General features: G+C 41.8%; 23 protein-coding genes. 9 read left to right on the forward strand and 14 right to left on the reverse strand.

Annotated features, from left to right (window positions below):
• Positions 1–10: 10 nt before the first annotated feature.
• The gene (locus tag K8B83_RS05345; protein ID WP_188736284.1) at positions 11–763 is read right to left on the reverse strand and encodes an outer membrane protein OmpK; all 753 of its coding nucleotides are present in this window, start codon (positions 761–763) and stop codon (positions 11–13) included.
• Positions 764–1,138: 375 nt separating this feature from the next.
• Between K8B83_RS05345 and K8B83_RS05350 the strand changes: the two genes are divergently transcribed.
• The 3 genes from K8B83_RS05350 to K8B83_RS05360 are packed head-to-tail and all read left to right on the forward strand — an operon-like array spanning position 1,139 to position 3,518.
• A complete protein-coding gene (locus tag K8B83_RS05350) occupies positions 1,139–1,600 on the forward strand; it encodes an NfeD family protein (RefSeq protein ID WP_188736286.1) in 462 nt (153 codons plus the stop codon).
• 50 nt (positions 1,601–1,650) lie between these two features.
• A complete protein-coding gene (locus tag K8B83_RS05355) occupies positions 1,651–2,580 on the forward strand; it encodes an SPFH domain-containing protein (RefSeq protein ID WP_188736288.1) in 930 nt (309 codons plus the stop codon).
• Positions 2,580–3,518 carry an SPFH domain-containing protein gene (locus tag K8B83_RS05360; protein ID WP_188736290.1) on the forward strand — a complete coding sequence of 313 codons (939 nt, stop codon included), beginning with the start codon at positions 2,580–2,582 and terminating at the stop codon, positions 3,516–3,518. The genes K8B83_RS05355 and K8B83_RS05360 overlap by 1 nt, the downstream gene beginning before the upstream one ends.
• Before the next feature lie 89 nt (positions 3,519–3,607).
• Here the strand turns inward: K8B83_RS05360 and K8B83_RS05365 are convergent, their stop codons facing one another.
• A complete protein-coding gene (locus K8B83_RS05365; RefSeq protein ID WP_188736293.1) occupies positions 3,608–4,480 on the reverse strand; it encodes a LysR family transcriptional regulator in 873 nt (290 codons plus the stop codon).
• 200 nt (positions 4,481–4,680) lie between these two features.
• Between K8B83_RS05365 and uvrD the strand changes: the two genes are divergently transcribed.
• The 4 genes from uvrD (at position 4,681) to K8B83_RS05385 (ending at position 9,915) form a co-directional block, all read left to right on the forward strand.
• Entirely contained in the window at positions 4,681–6,870 is a 2,190-nt protein-coding gene (uvrD, locus tag K8B83_RS05370; protein ID WP_188736296.1) for a DNA helicase II, read from the forward strand.
• 36 nt (positions 6,871–6,906) lie between these two features.
• A complete protein-coding gene (gene ubiA / locus K8B83_RS05375) occupies positions 6,907–7,767 on the forward strand; it encodes a 4-hydroxybenzoate octaprenyltransferase (protein ID WP_188736298.1) in 861 nt (286 codons plus the stop codon).
• A 25-nt stretch (positions 7,768–7,792) separates the two neighbouring features.
• Positions 7,793–8,728 (forward strand): alpha/beta hydrolase, encoded by a 936-nt coding sequence (locus tag K8B83_RS05380; protein ID WP_223419288.1) that lies wholly within the window; start codon positions 7,793–7,795, stop codon positions 8,726–8,728.
• 167 nt (positions 8,729–8,895) lie between these two features.
• Entirely contained in the window at positions 8,896–9,915 is a 1,020-nt protein-coding gene (locus K8B83_RS05385; protein WP_188736300.1) for a hypothetical protein, read from the forward strand.
• Positions 9,916–9,964: 49 nt separating this feature from the next.
• Here K8B83_RS05385 and K8B83_RS05390 read toward each other — a convergent pair whose 3' ends face one another.
• The 3 genes from K8B83_RS05390 to ubiD form a co-directional block, all read right to left on the reverse strand.
• On the reverse strand, positions 9,965–10,543 hold the full coding sequence (locus K8B83_RS05390) for a nucleoside triphosphate pyrophosphohydrolase family protein (RefSeq protein ID WP_188736302.1): 579 nt from the start codon (positions 10,541–10,543) through the stop codon (positions 9,965–9,967).
• A gap of 117 nt (positions 10,544–10,660) precedes the next feature.
• Complete coding sequence (gene fre / locus K8B83_RS05395; protein ID WP_188736304.1) at positions 10,661–11,359, reverse strand: NAD(P)H-flavin reductase; 699 nt, start codon at positions 11,357–11,359, stop codon at positions 10,661–10,663.
• 112 nt (positions 11,360–11,471) lie between these two features.
• On the reverse strand, positions 11,472–12,953 hold the full coding sequence (gene ubiD, locus K8B83_RS05400; protein WP_188736306.1) for a 4-hydroxy-3-polyprenylbenzoate decarboxylase: 1,482 nt from the start codon (positions 12,951–12,953) through the stop codon (positions 11,472–11,474).
• A gap of 141 nt (positions 12,954–13,094) precedes the next feature.
• Between ubiD and K8B83_RS05405 the strand changes: the two genes are divergently transcribed.
• Positions 13,095–13,691 (forward strand): hypothetical protein, encoded by a 597-nt coding sequence (locus K8B83_RS05405; RefSeq protein ID WP_188736309.1) that lies wholly within the window; start codon positions 13,095–13,097, stop codon positions 13,689–13,691.
• On the opposite strand, the gene K8B83_RS05410 is transcribed toward K8B83_RS05405, so the two are convergent.
• The 4 genes from K8B83_RS05410 to K8B83_RS05425 form a co-directional block, all read right to left on the reverse strand.
• Positions 13,661–14,989 carry a diguanylate cyclase domain-containing protein gene (locus tag K8B83_RS05410; RefSeq protein ID WP_188736319.1) on the reverse strand — a complete coding sequence of 443 codons (1,329 nt, stop codon included), beginning with the start codon at positions 14,987–14,989 and terminating at the stop codon, positions 13,661–13,663. The two genes, K8B83_RS05405 and K8B83_RS05410, sit on opposite strands and share 31 nt — an antisense overlap.
• A 3-nt stretch (positions 14,990–14,992) precedes the next feature.
• On the reverse strand, positions 14,993–15,982 hold the full coding sequence (locus K8B83_RS05415) for an ABC transporter substrate-binding protein (protein ID WP_223419290.1): 990 nt from the start codon (positions 15,980–15,982) through the stop codon (positions 14,993–14,995).
• A 917-nt stretch (positions 15,983–16,899) separates the two neighbouring features.
• Positions 16,900–17,151, reverse strand: coding sequence for a transposase (locus K8B83_RS05420; RefSeq protein ID WP_188736324.1), 252 nt, complete (start codon positions 17,149–17,151; stop codon positions 16,900–16,902).
• A gap of 19 nt (positions 17,152–17,170) precedes the next feature.
• Positions 17,171–17,323, reverse strand: a complete 153-nt coding sequence (locus K8B83_RS05425; RefSeq protein ID WP_188736326.1) for a hypothetical protein — start codon at positions 17,321–17,323, stop codon at positions 17,171–17,173.
• Between the two features lie 255 nt (positions 17,324–17,578).
• On the opposite strand from K8B83_RS05425, the gene K8B83_RS05430 reads away from it, so the two are divergent.
• A complete protein-coding gene (locus tag K8B83_RS05430) occupies positions 17,579–17,770 on the forward strand; it encodes a hypothetical protein (protein WP_188736328.1) in 192 nt (63 codons plus the stop codon).
• A 313-nt stretch (positions 17,771–18,083) separates the two neighbouring features.
• Here the strand turns inward: K8B83_RS05430 and K8B83_RS05435 are convergent, their stop codons facing one another.
• From K8B83_RS05435 to K8B83_RS05455, 5 genes are read right to left on the reverse strand one after another with little or no spacing between them, the layout of a single operon-like run.
• The gene (locus K8B83_RS05435) at positions 18,084–18,353 is read right to left on the reverse strand and encodes an HPr family phosphocarrier protein (protein WP_188736330.1); all 270 of its coding nucleotides are present in this window, start codon (positions 18,351–18,353) and stop codon (positions 18,084–18,086) included.
• A gap of 19 nt (positions 18,354–18,372) precedes the next feature.
• Positions 18,373–19,236: an RNase adapter RapZ gene (rapZ, locus tag K8B83_RS05440; RefSeq protein ID WP_188736333.1), complete on the reverse strand. Its 864-nt coding sequence runs from the start codon at positions 19,234–19,236 to the stop codon at positions 18,373–18,375.
• Complete coding sequence (gene ptsN, locus K8B83_RS05445) at positions 19,233–19,676, reverse strand: PTS IIA-like nitrogen regulatory protein PtsN (RefSeq protein ID WP_188736334.1); 444 nt, start codon at positions 19,674–19,676, stop codon at positions 19,233–19,235. Before ptsN ends, rapZ begins: the two co-directional genes overlap by 4 nt.
• Positions 19,677–19,678: 2 nt before the next feature.
• The gene (hpf, locus tag K8B83_RS05450; RefSeq protein ID WP_188736336.1) at positions 19,679–19,966 is read right to left on the reverse strand and encodes a ribosome hibernation promoting factor; all 288 of its coding nucleotides are present in this window, start codon (positions 19,964–19,966) and stop codon (positions 19,679–19,681) included.
• A 25-nt stretch (positions 19,967–19,991) separates the two neighbouring features.
• Positions 19,992–21,476 (reverse strand): RNA polymerase factor sigma-54, encoded by a 1,485-nt coding sequence (locus tag K8B83_RS05455; protein ID WP_188736338.1) that lies wholly within the window; start codon positions 21,474–21,476, stop codon positions 19,992–19,994.
• Positions 21,477–21,538 lie beyond the last annotated feature (62 nt).

Below are 21,538 nucleotides of genomic sequence, written 5' to 3' on the forward strand. Positions count from 1 at the left end.
TTGATTAATATCAGAAATGATATTGAGCAATAATAGAATATGTGTTCTGGTCAACACCATTAACACCATACTTACTTTGCCAGTAATCGTATTCAAATCCCACGAGTAATGTGTTCTTTTTGTGCTCACCAAACAAACTTTGGCCTAAATCGTACTTAATTTGCGGATTGAAGTGCAGGTTTTCATCGTAGCCATTGTTGTCTGCAATAAATACCCAATCAATAAAACCATCAATAATGATGTTAGCCTTGCCAACGGGCATGTCAATTCTAAACACAGGAGTAAACTGCCAACCGTCACTGATGTTACCGTTGCTAATGGCATTTCTACGATAGGTATTAAGTTGTAAGTAGGTGAAAAATGGCACGTCAAAATCAAGCCCTACACCATAAAGCATGCTTTCTACTGGGCCTTCGCCTTGCTCATAAGTAAGTGCTAACGACACGTCTGATACTTTACCAAAACCTACAGACTGACCGAGGATTTTACTGGCACTAAAGCGAGGAGATATTTCACCATAAGTGGTGTTATTTTCACCACCATTATTACCATTAAAGTTAATAAAGTCTTGAAACACGAACCAATCGCCGTAAGTCCAACCACCTGCTGTTTCTAATGTGATTGTAGTTTGTCTTTCAGAGGGGGCAAGATCATAATTTGTGCCGTGTAAGACAGTCGCGCTAGCATCCCACCATTGAATTAGGTCACTTGCTAAAACGTTTGGAGCAATGGCGAGGCTTGCTAAAATACAGATTTTTTTCATTTTTGTTCCGGATAGTCAAGTTGGCTGTGTTGCCAAAGTCATGGTCAATCTGATGCTATCGAGATCAGCATTTCATGCTTATTATTCTCGATGGTGCACAATGGGGCGCAATATATTCAAAAATGATAATCAGCACAATCAAAACAAAGCGACATAAGCAGATTTCAGCGTTTTGTAGACAGAAAAATCTAATTTTACACTTTTTACTGTGTCGATGTGATGTGAAACATTGGACTAAATTGTTGATACTGTTATGTTAACAGTCATTGAATTTTAGTGAGTTTGCCTTTCGTATTCTTTGACATAATATGTCGCATTAAGGCGGTGCAACTGATATAGTAAATGCAGAGCATACTCATTTAATGGGGAGGATTTATGGAGCTTTCTAATCCGATTGCAGTCTGGCTAGTGCTGGGACTGTTATTAATGATATCGGAAATTATTGTTCCGGGTGGGATTGTCATTTTGCTTGGCGCTGCTTGTATTATCGTCGCATCGTCATTGGCGCTCGGTATTATTGACGGGTTTGTGCAAAGTATGACCCTGTGGTTTATGGCCTCAATGGTGCTTTTGCTTAGTTTTCGGCATGTAACTCAACGCCTAGTTGGTGGGGATGCGCATGTGGCAAATACCGATGAAGAGATTGATTTGTATAATCAGGTAGCCATCGTTAAAGAGGTTATAGGCCCTGGGCAACAAACTGGGCGCATTCATTGTTTAGGTTCTGATTGGACCGCACTTGGTGACGGTACAGAAATTAAAGTAGGTACCAAAGTAAGAATTATATGCCGCGATAATATCGGCTTTGTGGTTGAACCCGTTATTGACTCGGTGTAACGGTAAAAATGATCGTTTAGGGATTGGTAATATTATAAAAAGGAGTGCGTATGTTTGTGTTAACCATTGGATTTTTATTTATTATTTTTATTTTGTATAAGTTGATGCTTATTGTGCCCATGCGTGAGGTGCATGTTATTGAGCGTTTAGGTAAGTTTCGTACTGTATTATCTCCAGGGTTTCATTTTTTAGTGCCTTTTGTGGACAGAGTCGCTTATCGACACGACACTCGCGAAGAGGTATTAGATGTACCGCCGCAAAGCTGTATCTCAAAAGATAACACTCAGCTAGAGGTCGATGGCTTAGTATACCTTAAGGTAATGGACGGAAAACTAGCCAGTTATGGTATTGAAAACTACCGCCGCGCAGCCGTTAACCTTGCTCAAACCACCATGCGTTCAGAAATTGGTAAATTAACTTTGTCGCAAACTTTTTCTGAGCGTGACAGCTTAAACGAATCGATAGTCCGTGAAATCGATAAAGCTTCTGATCCGTGGGGTATTAAGGTTTTACGCTATGAGATTAAAAATATCACCCCTTCGCATAATGTTATCCATACCCTTGAAAAACAAATGGAAGCAGAGCGTCGTAAACGTGCTGAAATTACTTTAGCCAATGCAGAAAAGGCGGCAATGATTAATATGTCGCAGGGTGAGCGTCAAGAAGCCATTAATCTTTCTGAAGGCCAAAAACAAAAACGGATTAATGAAGCTATTGGTACTGGTCAGGAAATTACCATTGTTGCCAACGCAAAAGCCCAGGGCATGGAAATGATCTGTAAAGCTTTGACCATTAATGGTGGCAATGATGCCATGAACATGTTGCTTAAAGAGCAGTTTATCGGCCAGGTAGGTAAAATTTTATCTGAGTCTCAAGTGTCTGTTGTACCTGCTGAAATGGCAAAGCTTGAAGGCTTCTTTGAAGGGATGGAGCAAGTCACCCATGCCGTTAACAATTCATCAGCGAAAGGAGCACGCTAATGTCGATTAATGAAATTGATACTGATTTTATTGTAATGGTGATTTGGGGTGTTATTTTTGCCATTTTTGTTCTTAAACTATTTCAATCTATTCGTTTAGTGCCAACTAAATCTGCATATATTGTTGAGCGTTTAGGTAAATACCACAGTACTTTAGATGCAGGGTTTCATGCGCTTATCCCATTTATTGATAAAGTGGCTTACATTCATGACTTAAAAGAAGAAACAATCGATGTGCCACCGCAAGAATGTTTTTCGAGTGATGAAGTTAATGTTGAAGTGGACGGAGTCATTTATATATCGGTTACCGATCCGGTTAAAGCCAGTTATGGCATTACCGATTACCGATATGCTGCGATTCAGTTAGCCCAAACTACAACGCGATCTGTCATTGGTACTTTAGATCTTGACCGCACGTTTGAAGAGCGTGATTTAATCTCTGCAAAAGTGGTTGAAGTGTTAGATGAGGCAGGTTCTATGTGGGGGATTAGGGTACATCGTTACGAGATTAAAAATATTACCCCGCCTGAAACCGTTAAAAATGCCATGGAAATGCAGGTCAATGCAGAGCGTGAGCGCCGTGCGTTATTGGCAAAGAGCGAAGGGGATAAGCAAAGTAAAATTAACCGCTCAGAAGGGGTTATGGCTGAAACCATTAACCGCTCAGAAGGTGAAATGCAACGCCGCATAAACGAAGCTGAAGGTAAAGCACAAGAGATTTTAACCTTAGCAAAAGCCACCGCTGACTCTATTGAGCGCTTGGCTGTGGTTATTTCAGCTGAAGGTGGTCAAAGTGCATTGCGTATGCAACTTGGTGAGCAATATATGCGTCAACTCGATGGATTAAGCAAGCAAGACAGTCGGATTGTATTGCCGGGTAATTTAGTTAACTTTGAATACTGGATGGACAGTATTGGCTTGAAGGACGATAAAAAATAGTCAGAGATAATACTGAGTAGCTCACAATGGGTTATCTTATTGTTGATTGAGCTTTGTTTAAAGGGTCAGCATTGCTGACCCTTTGTAATTTAGTTAACCATTTCACAGAGGTGTTCAATAAATACCTTAGCAACGCCCGAAAGCGCGGCGTCTTTAGGTGAGAAAATATTAATGTCGGTAAAGCCTGCGCTTAACTCGGGCAACACATTAATGAGTTGTTGATTCTCTACCGCATCGATTGCAATAATTTGTGGTAATAAAGTGATACCTGCGCCACCTAAACAAAAGTGATAAAGCGAATTGTAATCACTGCAAATAATCTTGTAGTTTGCCGTTACATTAGTGTGTTGAAAATGCCAATGATGCTCTAAAACACCTTCGGCATTACGGTAACCAAGTAATGAGTGATAGTGTAAATCGTCTATGGTTTCTATGACTGATGACTTTTCTAAATACAAGCTACTGGCATACATTTTTCGCTCAAATGTCATGAGCTTTTGTTTGCTAATATTGCCTTTGCTGACTTCACCTGCGTTAATCATGCAATCTAAATTTAAGCGCTTTATATCTTGATGCTGCCCAGGCACGATAAACACTTCGAGTTGTACTTGTGGGTAATTATGCACAAAGTTGGCTATGTGTTTGTCTATTAACTTATCAACAAAGGGTTGTAAGCCAATTCTGAGTTTGCCCTGCACATTGTCGTGGCGATGTTTAAAAACATCACCTGCATGATTCAGTTGGCTGACTAACGGTGTGATTTGGGCTAAGTAGCGTTTACCAGAATCGGTTAAAGCCATCACTCTTGTTGTACGAGTAAAAAGCGGTGCGCCGAGTTGTATTTCTAGGTCTGCAATGCGGCGACTCACTAATGCCCGACGCATCTCGAGTGCTTTAGCTGCTTTGGAGAAGCTACCTAACTTTGCCACAGTAATAAACAGTTCTAAATCTTTGATGTTCAATATGTCAGCCTAAGTAAGTGTCTTATTTTGTATAGTAATTTTCGGCAATGTTATTGTCAATTTAGGCGGTTAATACGCCAAGGTAAGATACGTAATGTGTTTGATAGTACTAAGTTAGAGGTAAGTTAAATAGGTAAACTAATGTACGGCTTTCAAACGTTGATTGATATATAATGCCTCGCAGATTTCTGGGAGGAAAAATGGACGTATCATCATTATTAGACGGCCTAAACGATAAGCAACGTGAGGCTGTTGGCGCGCCTCTTTCAAATATGTTGGTGTTAGCGGGTGCCGGTAGCGGCAAAACCCGAGTGTTAACCCATCGAATTGCATGGTTAATGCAAGTTGAGCAACAAAGTCCATATTCAATTTTAGCTGTAACGTTTACCAATAAAGCGGCAGCAGAAATGCGTGAGCGAGTTGAAAAGGTCGTTGGCACCAATATGGGACGGATGTGGATAGGCACCTTCCATGGTCTCGCTCACCGTTTACTGCGCACCCATTATCAAGACGCAAATTTGCCGCAAACCTTCCAGATTATTGATTCTGATGACCAGTTACGCTTACTTAAACGTATTCTTAAGAGCCTTAATTTAGATGAGAAGCAATATCCTCCTCGCCAGGCCCAAGGCTACATTAACGGTAAAAAAGACCAAGGATTACGCCCTAAGCATATAGATGCGGGTGGGTTTCCTATTGAGCAAAATTTACTGAATATTTATAAGGTGTATCAAGAGTCTTGTGACCGAGCCGGTTTGGTCGATTTTGCTGAAATTCTATTACGTGCTCATGAGCTATGGCTTAATAAACCGCATTTGTTAGCTCATTATCAAGAGCGTTTTCGGCATATTCTGGTGGATGAATTTCAAGATACTAACGCGATTCAGTATGCGTGGATCCGTGTATTAGCGGGCAATACGGCCAACGTAATGATTGTGGGTGATGATGACCAGTCTATTTACGGATGGCGCGGCGCGCAAATTGAAAATTTGCACCGTTTTTTACAAGACTTCCCGGGTGCACAAACCATTCGATTAGAGCAAAACTATCGCTCAACAGCGAATATATTAAATGCGTCAAATGCTGTAATTGCCAATAACCCTGATCGTTTAGGTAAAGAATTATGGACCGAAGATAAAGATGGCGAACCCATTTCGGTTTATTGCGCCTTTAATGAAATGGACGAAGCTAAGTTTATTGTTGCTCGGATCAGTGACTGGCAAGACAAAGGCGGTAATTTAAGTGATTGCGCTATTTTGTACCGTTCAAATGCTCAATCACGTGTTTTAGAAGAAGCTTTTTTACATAAAGGCTTGGCGTACCGTATATACGGTGGTTTGCGTTTCTTCGAGCGCCAAGAGATTAAAGATGCGATGGGATACATGCGTCTAATCAATAACAAAGACGATGATGCCGCTTTTGAGCGGGTGGTGAATACACCTGCTCGGGGCATTGGTGATCGTACATTGGATATTGTGCGCTCAACGGCCAAACAACATCAGTTAACGCTATGGCAAGCCAGTGTGCGTTTACTTGAAGAAAAAGTATTAGCTGGCCGTGCCGCTAATGCCGTTCGTGGTTTTATGGAGCTGATTGTCCAATTGCGAACAGATACCGCTGACATGTTGTTGTATCGTATGGCTGATAGCGTGATTGAACGCTCAGGTTTACGCGCAATGTACGAGGCTGAAAAAGGAGAGAAAGCTCAGGCGCGAATTGAAAACTTAAACGAATTAGTTACTGCTGCGCGTAGCTTTGAAATGCCTGAAGAGCTTGAGGATATGGGCGAGTTAAATGCCTTTTTATCTCACGCGGCATTAGAAGCGGGCGAAGGTCAGGCGGATGCATTTACCGATGCTGTGCAACTGATGACATTACACTCAGCGAAAGGGCTTGAGTTTCCAATGGTATTCATGGCGGGTGTTGAAGAAGGTTTGTTCCCGAGCAAAATGGCGTTAGATGAGGGTGATAGGTTAGATGAAGAGCGTCGTTTGTGCTACGTGGGTATGACTCGCGCAATGCAAAAATTGTACATCAGCTATGCCGAGTCTCGTCGTATTTATGGTCGTGAAGACTATGCGAGTCCATCACGGTTTATTAATGAAATCCCAGAAAAATTTGTTGAGCAAATACGTATTCGCGCTCAGGTGGCGCCATCAATCAGTCAACGTTTTCCAGCTCGTGCAGTGGCTGTTACCGCGACCACAAAAGCACACGGTTTTAATGATACCGGCCATAAAGTGGGCTCTAAAGTGAAGCATTTTAAGTTTGGTGAAGGCGTGGTGACTAGCTTTGAAGGCTCGGGCGAAAAAAGCCGCGTGCAAGTTAATTTTGTGGATTTTGGCAGTAAATGGCTATTGGTGTCACTAGCCAAATTAGAACGTTGTTAAATCGTCAACATGCGAAATCATGGAGATAGGACATAGATGTCAATGCAAGAAAAACTGCGTGCTTACGCACGGTTAATGCGGATAGATAGGCCCATTGGTACCTTGTTATTACTGTGGCCTTGTTTAATGGCATTGGTTTTGGCTGCGCAAGGGATGCCTCACTTAACGGTATTGGTTATTTTTATTGTGGGTGTGGTGATCATGCGTGCCAATGGCTGCATTATTAACGATTATGCCGACCGTAATTTAGATGCCCATGTGGAGCGCACCAATATGCGCCCTTTGGTGTCAGGTGAAGTAAGCACTAAAGAGGCGCTTAGTTTATTTGTAGTGTTGGGATTGGCCGCTTTTAGCTTAGTACTTTGGCTAAATCCGCTGGTGGTGCAGCTATCGGTTGTTGGGATTATATTAACCATTATGTATCCGTTTATGAAACGGGTAACTAACATGCCGCAAATGTTTTTAGGCATAGTGTGGAGTTGGTCTATCCCCATGGCTTACGCTGCGCAATTGGGTGAAGTGCCTGCTGAGGCATGGTGGCTATTTATGGCGAACTGGTGCTGGACTGTAGCGTACGACACCATGTATGCCATGGTTGATAGAGATGATGATGTAAAGGTGGGGATTAAATCTACCGCCATTTTATTTGGCCGGTTTGATCGGCACATTATTGGCTTATTTCAATTAGCGGCTTTAGGCTGTTTTGTGATGGCTGGGTTAATGGCCGAGCGTGGGGTGGTTTACGCTTTAGGTATTGTCGGTTTTATTGGTTTTGCAGTATACCAGCAAACATTAATCAACGGCCGTGAACGAGCCCCTTGCTTTAAGGCATTTTTAAATAACAACTGGGCTGGCATGATACTGTTTATCGCACTATCGCTAGATTACCTCATTTAACGCTTACTGATTTAGGCTTAAATACATGAGTAAGATGAGTGCGCTATACCCAATAGTTGGCTTGTTAGGTTGTAGTTATTTATCACTTTATAGTTCAGTTATTAGTGCTGAAAATAACCACAATGTGCAATCACAAGTTGTAAGCCAATGGGCCGATGCTTATGCGTCGGCTGCTGCGGTTAATATTCCTCGTACCCAGCAGTTTATTCTTAAAGATGCTGACCGTGATTATCAGGTGATGGTTAAATTACCTAAAGATTATCAGCACAATAGCGCTCATCATTATCCTGTGATCTACATGACCGATGGCATGTACAGTATGCAAGTTGTGTCTGGTGCGACGCGATTTCCGATGAACAGTAATGTGATGCATCAAGCTATTTTGGTGGCAATTGGTTATCAAAAGGACAGTAAAGATTCGACAAGCCGGATCCGCGATTATACACCTAGTCACGACCCTAGCTGGAAGCTTAATACGGGGGAGGCAAAGCGACACCTGCGCTTTATACGCGACACTGTAATGCCTTTTGTTGAGCATTTTTATCGTATTGATGCCCAGCAAAATACCTTTATGGGAAATTCGCTCGGCGGGTTATTTGGTGCTTATGTGTTACTGGAGCAACCTACATTATTTACCAACTATGTGTTGGGTAGCCCTTCGTTATGGTTTGACAATAAGCAATTGCTCCAGCGATTTATTCAAGACTTTAGCCAAATACCAGCGATATCCGCGAAGATATTTGTGGGTATTGGCGAATTAGAAAGACCGCCTTATACACACGATAACCACCAAATGGTGGCAGATGCACAAGCATTTTATCAAATACTTCATTCTCACCCCTCTGCCAAAGCGGGCACATTAACACCAAAATTGTTAGTGATCCCAGAAGCCGATCATTCAATGGCGTTTCCAACGACGGCTATTCACGGTTTATCGTGGTTATTTAAACGGGCTGATTAGCCCAAGCATTAGATATTGGTCATTTCCTGTAACAACTTAAACAGTAATCAATTTCCTCAGTGGTGATCTTTGTTGTTAAGTTAGTGTTAACAACTTGTTTAAATTTGCATTGCCCCAATATCAATGTTTAACGTTAATGTGATTGAAGAGCCAAGGATGAGTATTGCATGAGAGCGACAGTGAAGTATCGGTTAGTGTTTGTAGTGTTAATGATATTGAGTTTTGTATTAGGTGTTAACTGGACGCCTGAGACGTTAGCTAGCGATGTTGACAAGTGGTCGCTATATCTTATTTCTGCACTGTACTTTGTGCTGCTACCTTTAAGTTATTGGTATTGCATTATTAACAAGGGGGCGCAAAAACTGTGGAAGTTGATTGTTATTTTCAGTCTAAGCAGCCTGGTGGCGCGGTTAAGTTTTCCTGCTGAAATCGCTCATTATTTTGAGTTTATTGCTTGGTTGCGCTACCCGATTATTGCCGTGTTGCTGGTGATTGAGCTGTATTTAATTGTGAGTGTGGTACGTGGGTTATTAAAGGTGCGTAAGCTTAAAGGCGACCCAAGAGTCGGCGCAGTTGAGACCTATCGTGAAGGTGATGAAAAAAGCTTAACCATTGCGCTTATTATGGCTAGTGAAGCAACAAACTGGTTTTATTCTATTCCGTGGTTTTCCCGCAATCATCCGCCAGCAATTGCCAATATTAACCTCAATAGTGCCGCGCGGTGGCATGTGTGGCTTATGCTAACCGCTTGTATTGTTGCATCGTGTAGCAGTTATTTATTATTGGTATCGTGGAGCGAGTGGGCTGCCATTATTGTCTCGAGCATTATCGGCTATACCTTAATGTCTATTGTGGCTAATCATCGATTGTCACGATATTACTCCTTGTATTTTATGCGAGATAATCTCGTGATTAATAATTCCTTATGGGGATTTATGCTGGTCAATATTGGCGATATTAATCTTGTTGAAGAACAAGGATCAACCGAGTTACATAAAGATGAGTCTGAATCAATTATGATTGGCCGCGGATCAAGCAATGTTACCATTACCTTAACCCGTCCGGTGATTTATCACGGTGGTATGGGGCAATTACCTGAGCCAATCAGTAAGATACATTTATGTGTTGATGAGCCGCATAAGTTAGTTACTGCAATCAAACAAAGTAAATTATCTATTGCGGCTTAATGTAAATTAACGATAAAACATGCGCTGGTTACAGCGCATGTTTTGTGGGTTAACTGTGCACGAGGGAGGTTAACTCTGCTGGACGATAATAGACTGATTTTAGCACTTTGCCCTGACGAACTACTTTGCCTGCCATTTCAACGTCTTTGGCACACTTAGCAATAATAAACTCACCTTTTTTGCTGCCAACAATCTCAACACCTTGCTTGGCATAATGGGCGATAGTTTCGTTAAGTTCTTGCTCAGTGCGGCAAACCTTACTCATGTTGCTAGAGTGGACTTCGTCCCAACATTGAATAAAGTTTATTTCGCGGTTTTTGGCTACGTTTAAAAGTAAATCGATAAGGTAGCTTATCTCGATGCGATCGCTTACCTGAGAGGCACCTAAGTGAACTAGGCGGCCCATTAGCACATACACTGAGTCTACAATGGCGTCGGCTTGTTCAATTCTAGAATCTGCTTCTGCCAGTTCGGTCATTTCTTCAATGATAAGTGAGGTGTGTAGTGTGTCGGCTTGGTCATCTAGGCTAGCTGGGTCGTTAACGGGTAAATCAAAGGTTGTGCGAAACTCAAAAATGTCGCGGTACAAATGATCAAAAATAGGTTGGCTTAATTGGCTGAGTCTCATTGGGCTACCTTAATTGTAAATAATTACCCCATTTTCAACTTGAATGGGTATTGATAAATTGTCGTAAAAAAACCGACAAGGGTTGCCGGTTTTTTTTGGGCGTTCAATGGTTAGTGCTTATTTAATAAATGCGAATGCGTCGCCGTATAAGTGGGCTTCTTCAACGCCTAATTCGCGAAATACTTCGCGTGCAGCACCTACCATGTCAAATCGGCCAGCAATATAAATGTCGTAACCGTTTAAGCTAATAAAATCCTGCTTAATTTGTTCAAGCAGGTTAGCTTGTTTACCTTGCCAGGTATCAGATGCTTGTTCAACTGTCGGAATAAACTCTAACCATTGGTGTTCAGCATGCCATTGGCGCGCAATTTCTTGGTAGTACATGGCATCTTCGTTACGGCAACCCCAGTATAGTTTTGTATGGACGGTTTCGCCGTTGGCAATTTGCTGCTCAACGATACTTTTTATGTAGGAAAAACCCGTGCCGCCAGCAATTAAAATACGGGGTCTGTGGCTGTCGCTACGTAAAAATGCTTCACCAGCTGGCGCTTCAATATCAATATGTGTTGAGCTTTGTAGGCGCTCTACTACTTGCATTGGGTAGCTTTCACTTACTGCGGCACCAATATGTAATTCGATAAACTCTGAATTAGGTGCAGAAGCGATAGAAAAAGGACGCTTGTCTTTTTCACCCATGACTACACACAAGTATTGACCAGCCTTAAAGTCGAAGGCGGTTTCTGGTTTTAGCAACACTTGATAAACAGCGTCATTAAATGGGGTGACTTTTTCAATTTGACAACGAATGGTTTTCATCTAACGTCCTTTAAGCCCTTTTTAAATTTTTATCAAACACTTAATTATAGCTAATAGCATGTAATCAGGATCACTTGTGGTTGGATTGATGCACTGCATAGCGTGCAGTATCCTAAAGTGTTGGTCTGTCTTCTATGCCGAGTTCATCCCAGATTTGATCTACTTTTTGTTTTACTTCAGGGTTCATCACAATGGGGGTTCCCCACTCACGTGTGGTTTCACCTGGCCACTTGTTGGTAGCATCCAAGCCCATTTTAGAGCCCAACCCCGCCACTGGAGAGGCGAAGTCAAGGTAGTCGATTGGTGTGTTATCGACCAGCATGGTGTCACGTGTTGGATCCATGCGAGTTGTGATGGCCCAAATGACGTCTTGCCAGTCTCGGCAATTAACGTCTTCGTCAACAATAACAATAAACTTAGTGTACATAAATTGACGCAAAAAAGACCATGCGCCCATCATTACTCGTTTTGCGTGTCCTGGGTATTGTTTACGAATAGAGATAACCGCCATACGATACGAACAGCCTTCTGGCGGTAGGTAAAAGTCGACAATTTCAGGATATTGTTTGCGTAAAATAGGTACAAATACTTCATTTAACGCCACACCTAACATAGCTGGCTCATCGGGTGGACGTCCTGTATAGGTGCTGTGGTAAATCGCGTCTTTACGGTGAGTAATATGAGTGACTGTAAAGACCGGAAATGAGTCGGTTTCGTTATAGTAACCCGTGTGATCGCCATATGGGCCTTCTTCAGCGGTTTCGTCTGGGTCAATATACCCTTCTAAAATAATTTCGCTGGTTGCGGGTACTTCAAGATCGCAACTGATGGCTTTGCACACTTCAGTGCGCTCGCCGCGTAATAAGCCTGCAAATGCGTACTCACTCATGGAGTCTGGTACAGGTGTTACCGCACCTAAAATAGTGACGGGATCACTGCCTAATGCCACAACTACAGGGTAGCGTTCGCCCGGGTGTTGTTGTTTAAAATCTTTAAAATCTAAGGCGCCACCACGGTGATCTAGCCAACGCATAATCAACTTGTTTTTGCCTAAGAGTTGCTGGCGGTATATGCCCAAGTTTTGTCTTTTTTGCCTAGGACCTTTGGTGATGGTTAATCCCCAGGTTACCAGTGGGGCGACATCGCCTGGCCAGCAGTGTTGTATGGGTAATGCCGTTAGGTCAACTTCATCACCTGTTTTTATTACTTGTTGGCAAAGCGGGTTGCGCACGGTTTTAGGCGGCATATTTAATGCTTGCTTAAACATGGGGATTTTAGCTATTGCGTCTTTAAAGCCACTTGGTGGTTCTGGCTCTTTTAAAAAAGCTAATAACTCGCCCACTTCACGCAGAGCCAGCGGATCGTCTTTGCCTAAGGCCATTGCTACACGCTTAGGAGTACCAAATAAGTTAACTAATACCGGCATGGTATGATTTTTAGGATGTTCAAATAGCAGCGCCGGACCACCCGAACGCAATACGCGATCAGCAATTTCAGTCATTTCTAAATAAGGGTCAACCGGGTAGCTAATACGTTTTAGCTCGCCATTTGCTTCTAAATGGTCAATGAAGCTGCGTAAGTCCTTAAAACTCATGTTTACCGCCTGAACATCAAATCCTGTATGGCGCGCACTATAGCATTTTTCTAATTTAGGGTTAAGCCAAAATGGAGGATATCGACTTTATCTGGACTTAGCGTAAAATGAAATGTGTTTAAGTTGATGTTGAGGTGGGTGATGCAAACAGATAAATCCGCATTATTACTGAGTATTGTTGTCGCGAGTACTTGCATATTTTCGAGTGTGAGTGCGCCCGTTAATGCAAAAGAGCCTTTACATTATGAGCAGTTAGATCGGCAATCACATTCTGTGGGTAAGCAGCACGATGGTCGGCGCCACAGTGAACATCGAACTCGCCATCGTGACCCTTGGCGTTGGAATGTAGGGTGGAATACTCATTGGGGTATCAATAGTGCTTTTGGGCCCCATATTGGGATTGGCTGGAATAATAGCTTTAATACTCGCTATGGTTATCGCTGGGGGTGGGATGACTATACTCGCCACGATCCTTTTCTGTATCCTTACCGAGCTATCAATATAGCGCCAACTGTGCGTCATCGAGTGGTTGAGGAGCCCGTTAGTGCTACTTTGGTTGTTTCGGCGCCGCAACAAATTACCACTCACACCCAAGTGAAGCGTGGTTTAAGTAGTTTGCCTGAGAATGCCAAAGTTATTCAGCGTGCAAGCGGCACTGTGTATGAGTGGCAAGGTGTAGAATATTATTTTGACTGGAATACTCAAACTTACGAATTAGCTAACGCTGAGACACCATGATCACCTGCAAAGTAGCAATATTCAATACTATTGTCTGCTTTGGCTTGGTACATGGCCGTATCGGCTGCGCTAATCAACTCTCTGCTACTGATCCCATGTTTAGGGAACACGCTAATGCCAATGCTGGCTCCTACTTGTAGTGTGTGGGGGCCAATATCAATTGGTTGTTTTATAATGTTTAGCAGAAGTGTTAATTTTTGATCAATATTTACAGGCTCCGCAAGTAAATCCAGCCACACAACAAATTCATCTCCCCCCAATCTCCCCACTATGTCTGTTACTCTTAGGTTGTTTACTAAACGCTGAGCGAGGGTAACGATTACCTCGTCTCCAACACTGTGGCCCAAGGTATCGTTAATTTGTTTAAATTTATTTAAATCAATAAATAATAATGCAGCTTGATCATCTGAGCGTAAATCTCTGGCGATGGCATTGTCTATTTTTTTAATAAATGCCCGTCGATTATATATACCGGTTAACTCGTCATGTTCGGCCAAAAAAACAAGCCTATCTTGTTGCTCTATCAGCTTACGGGTTTGTCGATCAACTTCTTGTTTTAAGCTGTCTTTTTTGACCGTAATTTGTGTCAATGAGTACTTCATATTATTAAAATTACTGGCCAATGCAGACAACTCGTCATCATCACTAAATACTATCCGACTGGTTAAATCGCCAGATGCGAGTGCTTCCATACCCTGATTTAATGAATGTAGACCACTTCTAAATCGGGCTAGCGTCATAAATGACCATACAGTAATGAGCCCTGCTAACAGTAATAATATTGCTCCAACTAACCATAATAATGATTGCTGTTTAATTTTGGCTTGTTTGATTGAAAGTTGATGCAAGTTAAACATCTCTTCAGTCATTTCTTCAATAACCATGCTGTATTTAGCTTTAAATAAACGTTCTGCTGTCAGTTTTACTGATTCGTCGACATGTGCATTGTGATTATTGTTTTGCGCGTTAATCAGTGCCCTTACATTGGTATTAAGTCTGTTGAGGTTTTGGATGATAATTTTTTGTTGTAAATCCCAATCGATGTCGTGTGATAGTTCTGCAGCCAATTCAGCCTGGCGATTGTTGAGTTCTTGTAGCCCTTGCTTATCTGTATATTCTTGGTATAGCCATAACTGGCTTCGTAGGCTGTCGATACTCAGTTGTAGCTTCATTGAAAAGTTGAGTTGTCGATAAATTTGTTGTTGATAGTTATGAACCTGAATGAGCGACAAGCCAACAATTAATGTCAACATTGAGCACAGTATTGCTGTGAGTTTAAGTCGCTTTGATAACATCATAACTTACCAGCCGGCCTCTTTATTGTTGAAGGTTTCAAGTAATTGCCGATCAAATATTTGTCTAAAATCGACACGGTTCTCTTTCGGCACTAATTGGTTATCAATGGCCCATTGACTTTGGGTTTGAATGTTAGAAAAAAGGGCGTTACTCAGTGAGAGTCTAAAAGTATAGTCTGCCCATGAATATTCGAGTTGTGACGATGGTATTTCTAGAACTTGGCTGAGTAATTCTTGAGATTGCTTTGGGTGTTTATGAATGTAAATAGTGGCATCACTGATGGCTTTCAATAATGCTAGTTTGCGGTTGGTATCAACTTTGGACTGTTTAAGCCCAATTAAATTAAAAGAAAGATGATATAGACCACGACTATTTATAATTTCAGGTGATTGTTCAATTTGTTCCGATATGTTGTAACCAAGCGGCTCCCAAGCCGAAATAATGTCTACCTGGTTATCAAGCAACGCTGGCATGAGTTGAGTTGATGTTAAGTAAACGCGTGTTATGGGTAAGTGAGTTTTGTTATACATGATCAATAAACTGTCTAAAAAAAACTCACTGGCACTGCCTTTGATAATGCCAAGCCGAGCTCCCGCGAGATGATCAAACTGGCGATATTTTTCTGGGGTTAAGCTGAGTAATTTAACGTCATTGTCTGATTCAACAAAACTGGCTAGTACTGAAAAGTCTGTACGCTGAAAACTATTGAACATGACCACTGTTTCTGAAGCTGTTGCAAAATCAACTTCTTTATTGATTAATGCGTCAAAGCATTTTACGCCACCATCAAATCTAACGAGCTCTACTTTGAGATTATTCTCGGTAAAATAACCCATTTTTTCAGCTATAAAAAAAGGAGCTGATAAGGGCGTATTCGACACCGCTATGGTAATAGGTGGTGCGGATTTAGCCGCTTTAGTGTTTGGTTTGGTGGCGTGATCACAGGCAACAACATAACTGAGTATGCTGACGAAGAAAATGCCCAAGACACGCATATTAGGGACTCTAGCCATTAATTACTGTCAATCAATATTAGGTATGGTTAATTGTAGTAATAGTAACAACTTTTGGTAGAGATATAACCGCAAAAATTGATTTTATGAATAATATCAATCGATAAAGCTAGTTATAAAGTATTAGTAAAATAAAGTTAGATACAACTTACGGTTTGATAACGTCGAAATCGGGCCGAGACCTCTGTTGTTTTGGGATAGCTCTTTCAAGGATATTTTTGCAGCGAACCTTGTTTAGATTGTTTACTCGCTGCGGGTCACAACAATTTTAATCAAGCCATATCACGAAAAATAAAGCCCCACAGCATCCTGCTTTGGGGCTTTTGCTTGCATTGTCTGTGCTTTGTTTACACTTTTGTTTAAGCCACCTTAACTTTCTAAGAAGATTTGAGTGGTAACGTAAACTCAATCCAGCCTATGGCATGAATAAAAATGACGTTATTGGATATAGAGTCTGGGGACCCAATAACGCCTGAACTGTTATGCTCGTTGCAACGGTGCAACTCACGGTAAAGCAAATAAAGCGGCAAGGATGCAAGATATTGTGCGCTTATTGTTATTAGTCTGCTTTGCTGTGTTATCGACGTGCTGGGGGCGAGTTGATAATACGTTCAAACATCCTTGCCATAACTTAGGTAGAACAGCGTTGTACTAATCACACTTTGTCTACTTGAATAAAAATGACGTTATTGGATATAGAGTCTGGGGACCCAATAACGCCTGAACTGTTATGCTCGTTGCAACGGTGCAACTTACGGTAAAGCAAATAAAGCGGCAAGGATGTAGATATTGTGCGCTTATTATTAGTATGATTTTTGTTGCTATTTGCTTTGTACTATCAGTCTGCTGGGGAACAAACTGATAGCACTGTCATACATCCTTGCCAAAACGGTTGTTGTTTAGCTTGCCATTGTTTGTAGTTGTTGGCTTAATTGAGTAATTTTTTGCTGTAAAAGAGCGATTTCTGACATGATGGCTCCGCGATTTTCAGCTTTATGGTTTTCGCTATATTTGACCCATTTGTAAACTGTTTTAGCAGAAACACCATATTGTTTGGCAACGTCAGATAACAGGCGATTGTGCACTTTAACTTCGTTGATGACTTGATGTTGAAAGTCTGCTGGGTATTGTCTGGCAGTTGAAGTATTCATACGATTCATTCCTTACGCTTTATTTATACTTGTTCGAACGAGTTTCAACTTCGTCCCATTGGCTGCAACCAAGATGCGCTAAGAAAAAAATGTTTTGACGGCATTGTTCAACCAGCTTGGCAACGATGTGATTTGCTGATTGGATATTTTTACCTAGGTTTATTTTATTCATCGCTTTCTCCTACAACTGACAATGGACCGCTTAAAAAACAAACTACTACTTAGTAGGTATATAGCTCTATATGAAAAGCTCGTGCCAACTTTTTTAAAATATTTTTATTGATTAATATCAATTGCTTACTGATTTTTGCGTGTTTTTGGGTAAATTGACCTCTGATTTAATTGGTGCATTTGCACTAATTTGGTGAGCAGATCGATTAACCACAAAGTATTGGTATCAATTGAGGGGGCAGTATGGCTGGTATTTATGGCAATAAAAGGTCACGTTAATGACAATATAAGGACGTTTTCAGAGATTGCGGGCTTAGATAATGTGAGCTTAGGTAATGCGAGCTTAGAGATTGCGGGCTTAGAGATTACGGGCTTAGATAATGTGAGCTTAGAGATTGCGGGCTTAGAAATGACGCTGTATTGCTTGCATAGGCAATATTACTGGTGAACGACCAATATCAATCAGCACAAGAGTGTGATCATTCTTACTGGTTAACATCGCTTATAGCGTCGTTAGAAATTTTGAAGGTAGAACAACTAACTAGCTGCAAATTATGCCTTATTCTAAGCGATTTTCCCTACGCCATCTCTGATCACTTATTTAGCCTGATGGTATAAGATGTGCGAATTGGAACCCGCTTAACATAAAAGATCTTTGTTTATTTATACCACAGGCTTTATTAAGTTAATCATACTAACCTTATATATCATGAGGTTAAACTTACCACGCAATAAGCACTTAATGGTTTTAGCGTTTGGCTTTAGCAACATTCGTCGAACTTGTCGTTAATTAGGTTGCACACAGCGTCTAAAGCGGCTTCTGCGTCTGGGCCTGTGGCTGTCACTGTGATCATTTTACCTATTCCGCTTTCTAGCATAAGTAACCCGAGTACACTGGCTGCACTGGCTTGTTTATCTGCCTGGATTAATGTGATTTGGGCGTTGAAGTCTGCGGCCAACATGGCCAGTTTTGTCGCTGCACGAGCATGTAAACCCAATTTATTTGAGATAGTGACTTGGCGTTCTAACATTGTTGCTGCTCCGCGAGGGCTAAGGGTTATTTTCGTTAATATTTAGCTCTCTATGGCGTGCATTAACAGTGTGCTTACTGCCTTGCCTGAACCGTTTTGCCAGTTGATCGGTAATATAAACTGACCTATGTTGCCCGCCTGTACAGCCAATTGCAATCGTTAAGTAGCTGCGATTATTTCGCTCTAGGTGTGGCATCCAGGTCTCGAATAAATTTTCGATTTGCCAAATAAACTTATTAACTAACGGCTGACGTCCAAGAAACTCTTGTACTGGCTCATCAAGACCTGTAAAAGGCCTTAGTTCAATTTCCCAGTGTGGGTTGGGTAAAAAGCGCACGTCAAACATAAAGTCAGCCTCGGTGGGCATACCATGCTTAAAACCAAAGGACTCAAAATTAATCACTAATTCTTTATCTACACTGCCAAGCAATATTTGTCTTACTTGGTCACTAAGCTCGTAAATATTTAATGCAGATGTATCAACATAGTGATCGACAATTTTGGCGATAGGTTCTAATAAGCGGCCTTCTAACTTGATGGCTTCTTGAAGCGAAATTTGATTCTTTGATAGCGGGTGTAATCGGCGAGTTTCACTGTAACGTTTAAGTAAAACTTTGTCGCTGGAGTTTAAAAAGAAACTGGTTATCTCGGTATCAGGTTGTAGCATCGCCAGCTGCTCTTGTAACACTTTGCCTTGTTCAGCAATATTACGAACATCGACACTGATGGCCACCAAGTCATTACTGCCTTTTAATTGCGCCAGTAACGTGCCGATAAGTGGCAACGGGAGATTATCAACACAGTAATAACCTAAATCTTCTAGCACTCTTAAGGCGACAGATTTACCTGAGCCAGACCGCCCAGATACGATGACGAGTTTCATGCGGTGATTACCTGATAGAGTTCAGTTGAGTCGTGGATTTTACGAAGCTGTTTTAGTACTTGTTTGTCGCTGAGCTTTTGCGCCATTGATGACAAGGTACTTAAATGTTGCTGGCACTGATCGGCTGGCACTAACAAAGCAAACAGTATATCTACAGGCTGTTTATCGATAGCATCAAACTGGATTGGCTCTTCACATTTTATAAAAATGCCAATAGGGTGATCGATTGTTGTCAATCGGCCATGAGGTATCGCGATACCATTGCCTATACCTGTGCTACCCATTTTTTCCCGCGCGAGGAGACTTTCAAAAACCTCTTGCGAAGATAGGGTCGGGTACTGGGCAGCGACGATATCGCTGATAAGTTCCAGTACCTTTTTCTTACTGCCCGGTGTGGCACAGGTGGTGCATTCCGGCTGCAGGATGGTACAAAGTTCCATCGTTAGTGTTTTGTATACTTCTCTTTGTGTTTAATTACCTGACGATCGAGCTTGTCTATCAGGGCGTCTATTGCTGCATACATGTCGGTATGTTCTGACATGGCAAAAATTTCTCCGCCTTTTAGGCTGATTTTTGCTTCTGCTTTTTGTTGTAACTTTTCTACGTTGAGCACAACGTGAACATTATTGATCTGATCGAAGTGCCGTTCAAGCTTTGAAAATTTTTCCTGAACGTACTCTCGTAAAGATTCGGTTATTTCAACATGATGCCCAGATAGATTGATTTGCATTACACATCTCCATTGTTGAGTAAAATTATAGACTCTTACGTTGGTTTGAGGGCGGGATTAGCATTGCCTCACGGTATTTTGCAATCGTACGACGAGCAACGTTTATGCCCTGTTCTGCCAGAAGTTCTGCCATTTTGCTGTCGCTAAGTGGTTTTTTCTGGTTTTCTGCAGCGACCAGCTTCTTAATAAAGGCGCGGATTGCTGTTGATGAGCACTCTCCACCATCGTCAGTACTGACATGGCTGGAGAAAAAGTATTTTAGTTCAAATAACCCTCGTGGGGTGTGCATGTATTTTTGTGTCGTGACACGCGAAATGGTCGACTCGTGCATTTCGACTGCTTCTGCAATGTCGTTTAGTACCATGGGTTTCATGGCTTCTTCGCCGTATTCGAAAAACCCTTGTTGGAATTGCACAATACAATTGGCTACTTTTAATAGGGTATCATTTCGGCTTTCAAGGCTTTTGATAAACCATTTTGCTTCTTGCAAATGCCCACGAATAAATTGGGTATCTGACGGGTTTTTGCTGCTACGTGCCATGGCCGCATATTGTTGATTAACACCAATTTTGGGCATATTGTCTGGATTTAATTCAACAACCCAACGACCGTTCTTTTTAAACACGGTGACATCAGGGATGACATATTCATCTTCAGTTGCGGTAATCAATAACCCTGGACGAGGATTAAGTGACTGAATGAGGGTAATCGCATCGCGTAGTTCATCTTCTTTTAGACGAGTTTTACGCATTAATAACCTAAAATCGCGGCCAGCAATCAAATCTAAATAGTCTTTGATAAGCATGCGCGCATTATCAATATGTGGGGTTGAGTCGGCATATTGAGCTAGCTGAATGAGTAGGCATTCACTGAGATCGCGCGCAGCTACACCTACGGGATCAAAATGTTGGATCCGCTTCAGTACCGCTTGTACCTCGTCAAGTTCAATGCTTTCATCGCCCATTGCTTCTAGTATTTCTTCTGTACTTTGGGTGAGATAGCCGCGTTCATCGATGGCATCAATGATGGCTGTTGCAATGGCAAGGTCGGTGTCTGAAAACGGGGTTAAGTTTTTTTGCCACTCTAAATGTTCATATAACCCTTCGGTGGTTTCACCCTGAAAAGGCATATCGTCGTCACGCATGCTGGCGCTGCCTGAACCAGACATGGGTGATGCGGTGTAGACTTCATCCCATGTGGTATCCATGGGGAGATCGTCCATGGTTTCTTTACTGATAGATTCAGTGGTGTCGACGGTTGAAGTGTCTTTTTCTACACTGACATTGCTATTGTCACTGAAGTCGGTGTCTGATTGATCTCGGCTTTCTTTTAATGGATCTTTGGCTTGAGAAAATTCATCTTCTATTTCAAGCAGTGGGTTTGAGTCCAATGCTTGTTGGATTTCTTGCTGTAGCTCCAATGAAGATAATTGCAGCAAGCGAATGGCTTGCTGCAATTGAGGGGTCATAGTTAGGTGTTGACCCATTTTAAGTTGGAGTGACGCTTTCATTTACCGCTTATCCCTAGATGATTTCCATAAAAATAATAATTTCGATAACTGTAGTGGATTGC

Source organism: Shewanella inventionis (genome assembly GCF_019931735.1).
GTDB lineage: Bacteria > Pseudomonadota > Gammaproteobacteria > Enterobacterales > Shewanellaceae > Shewanella > Shewanella inventionis.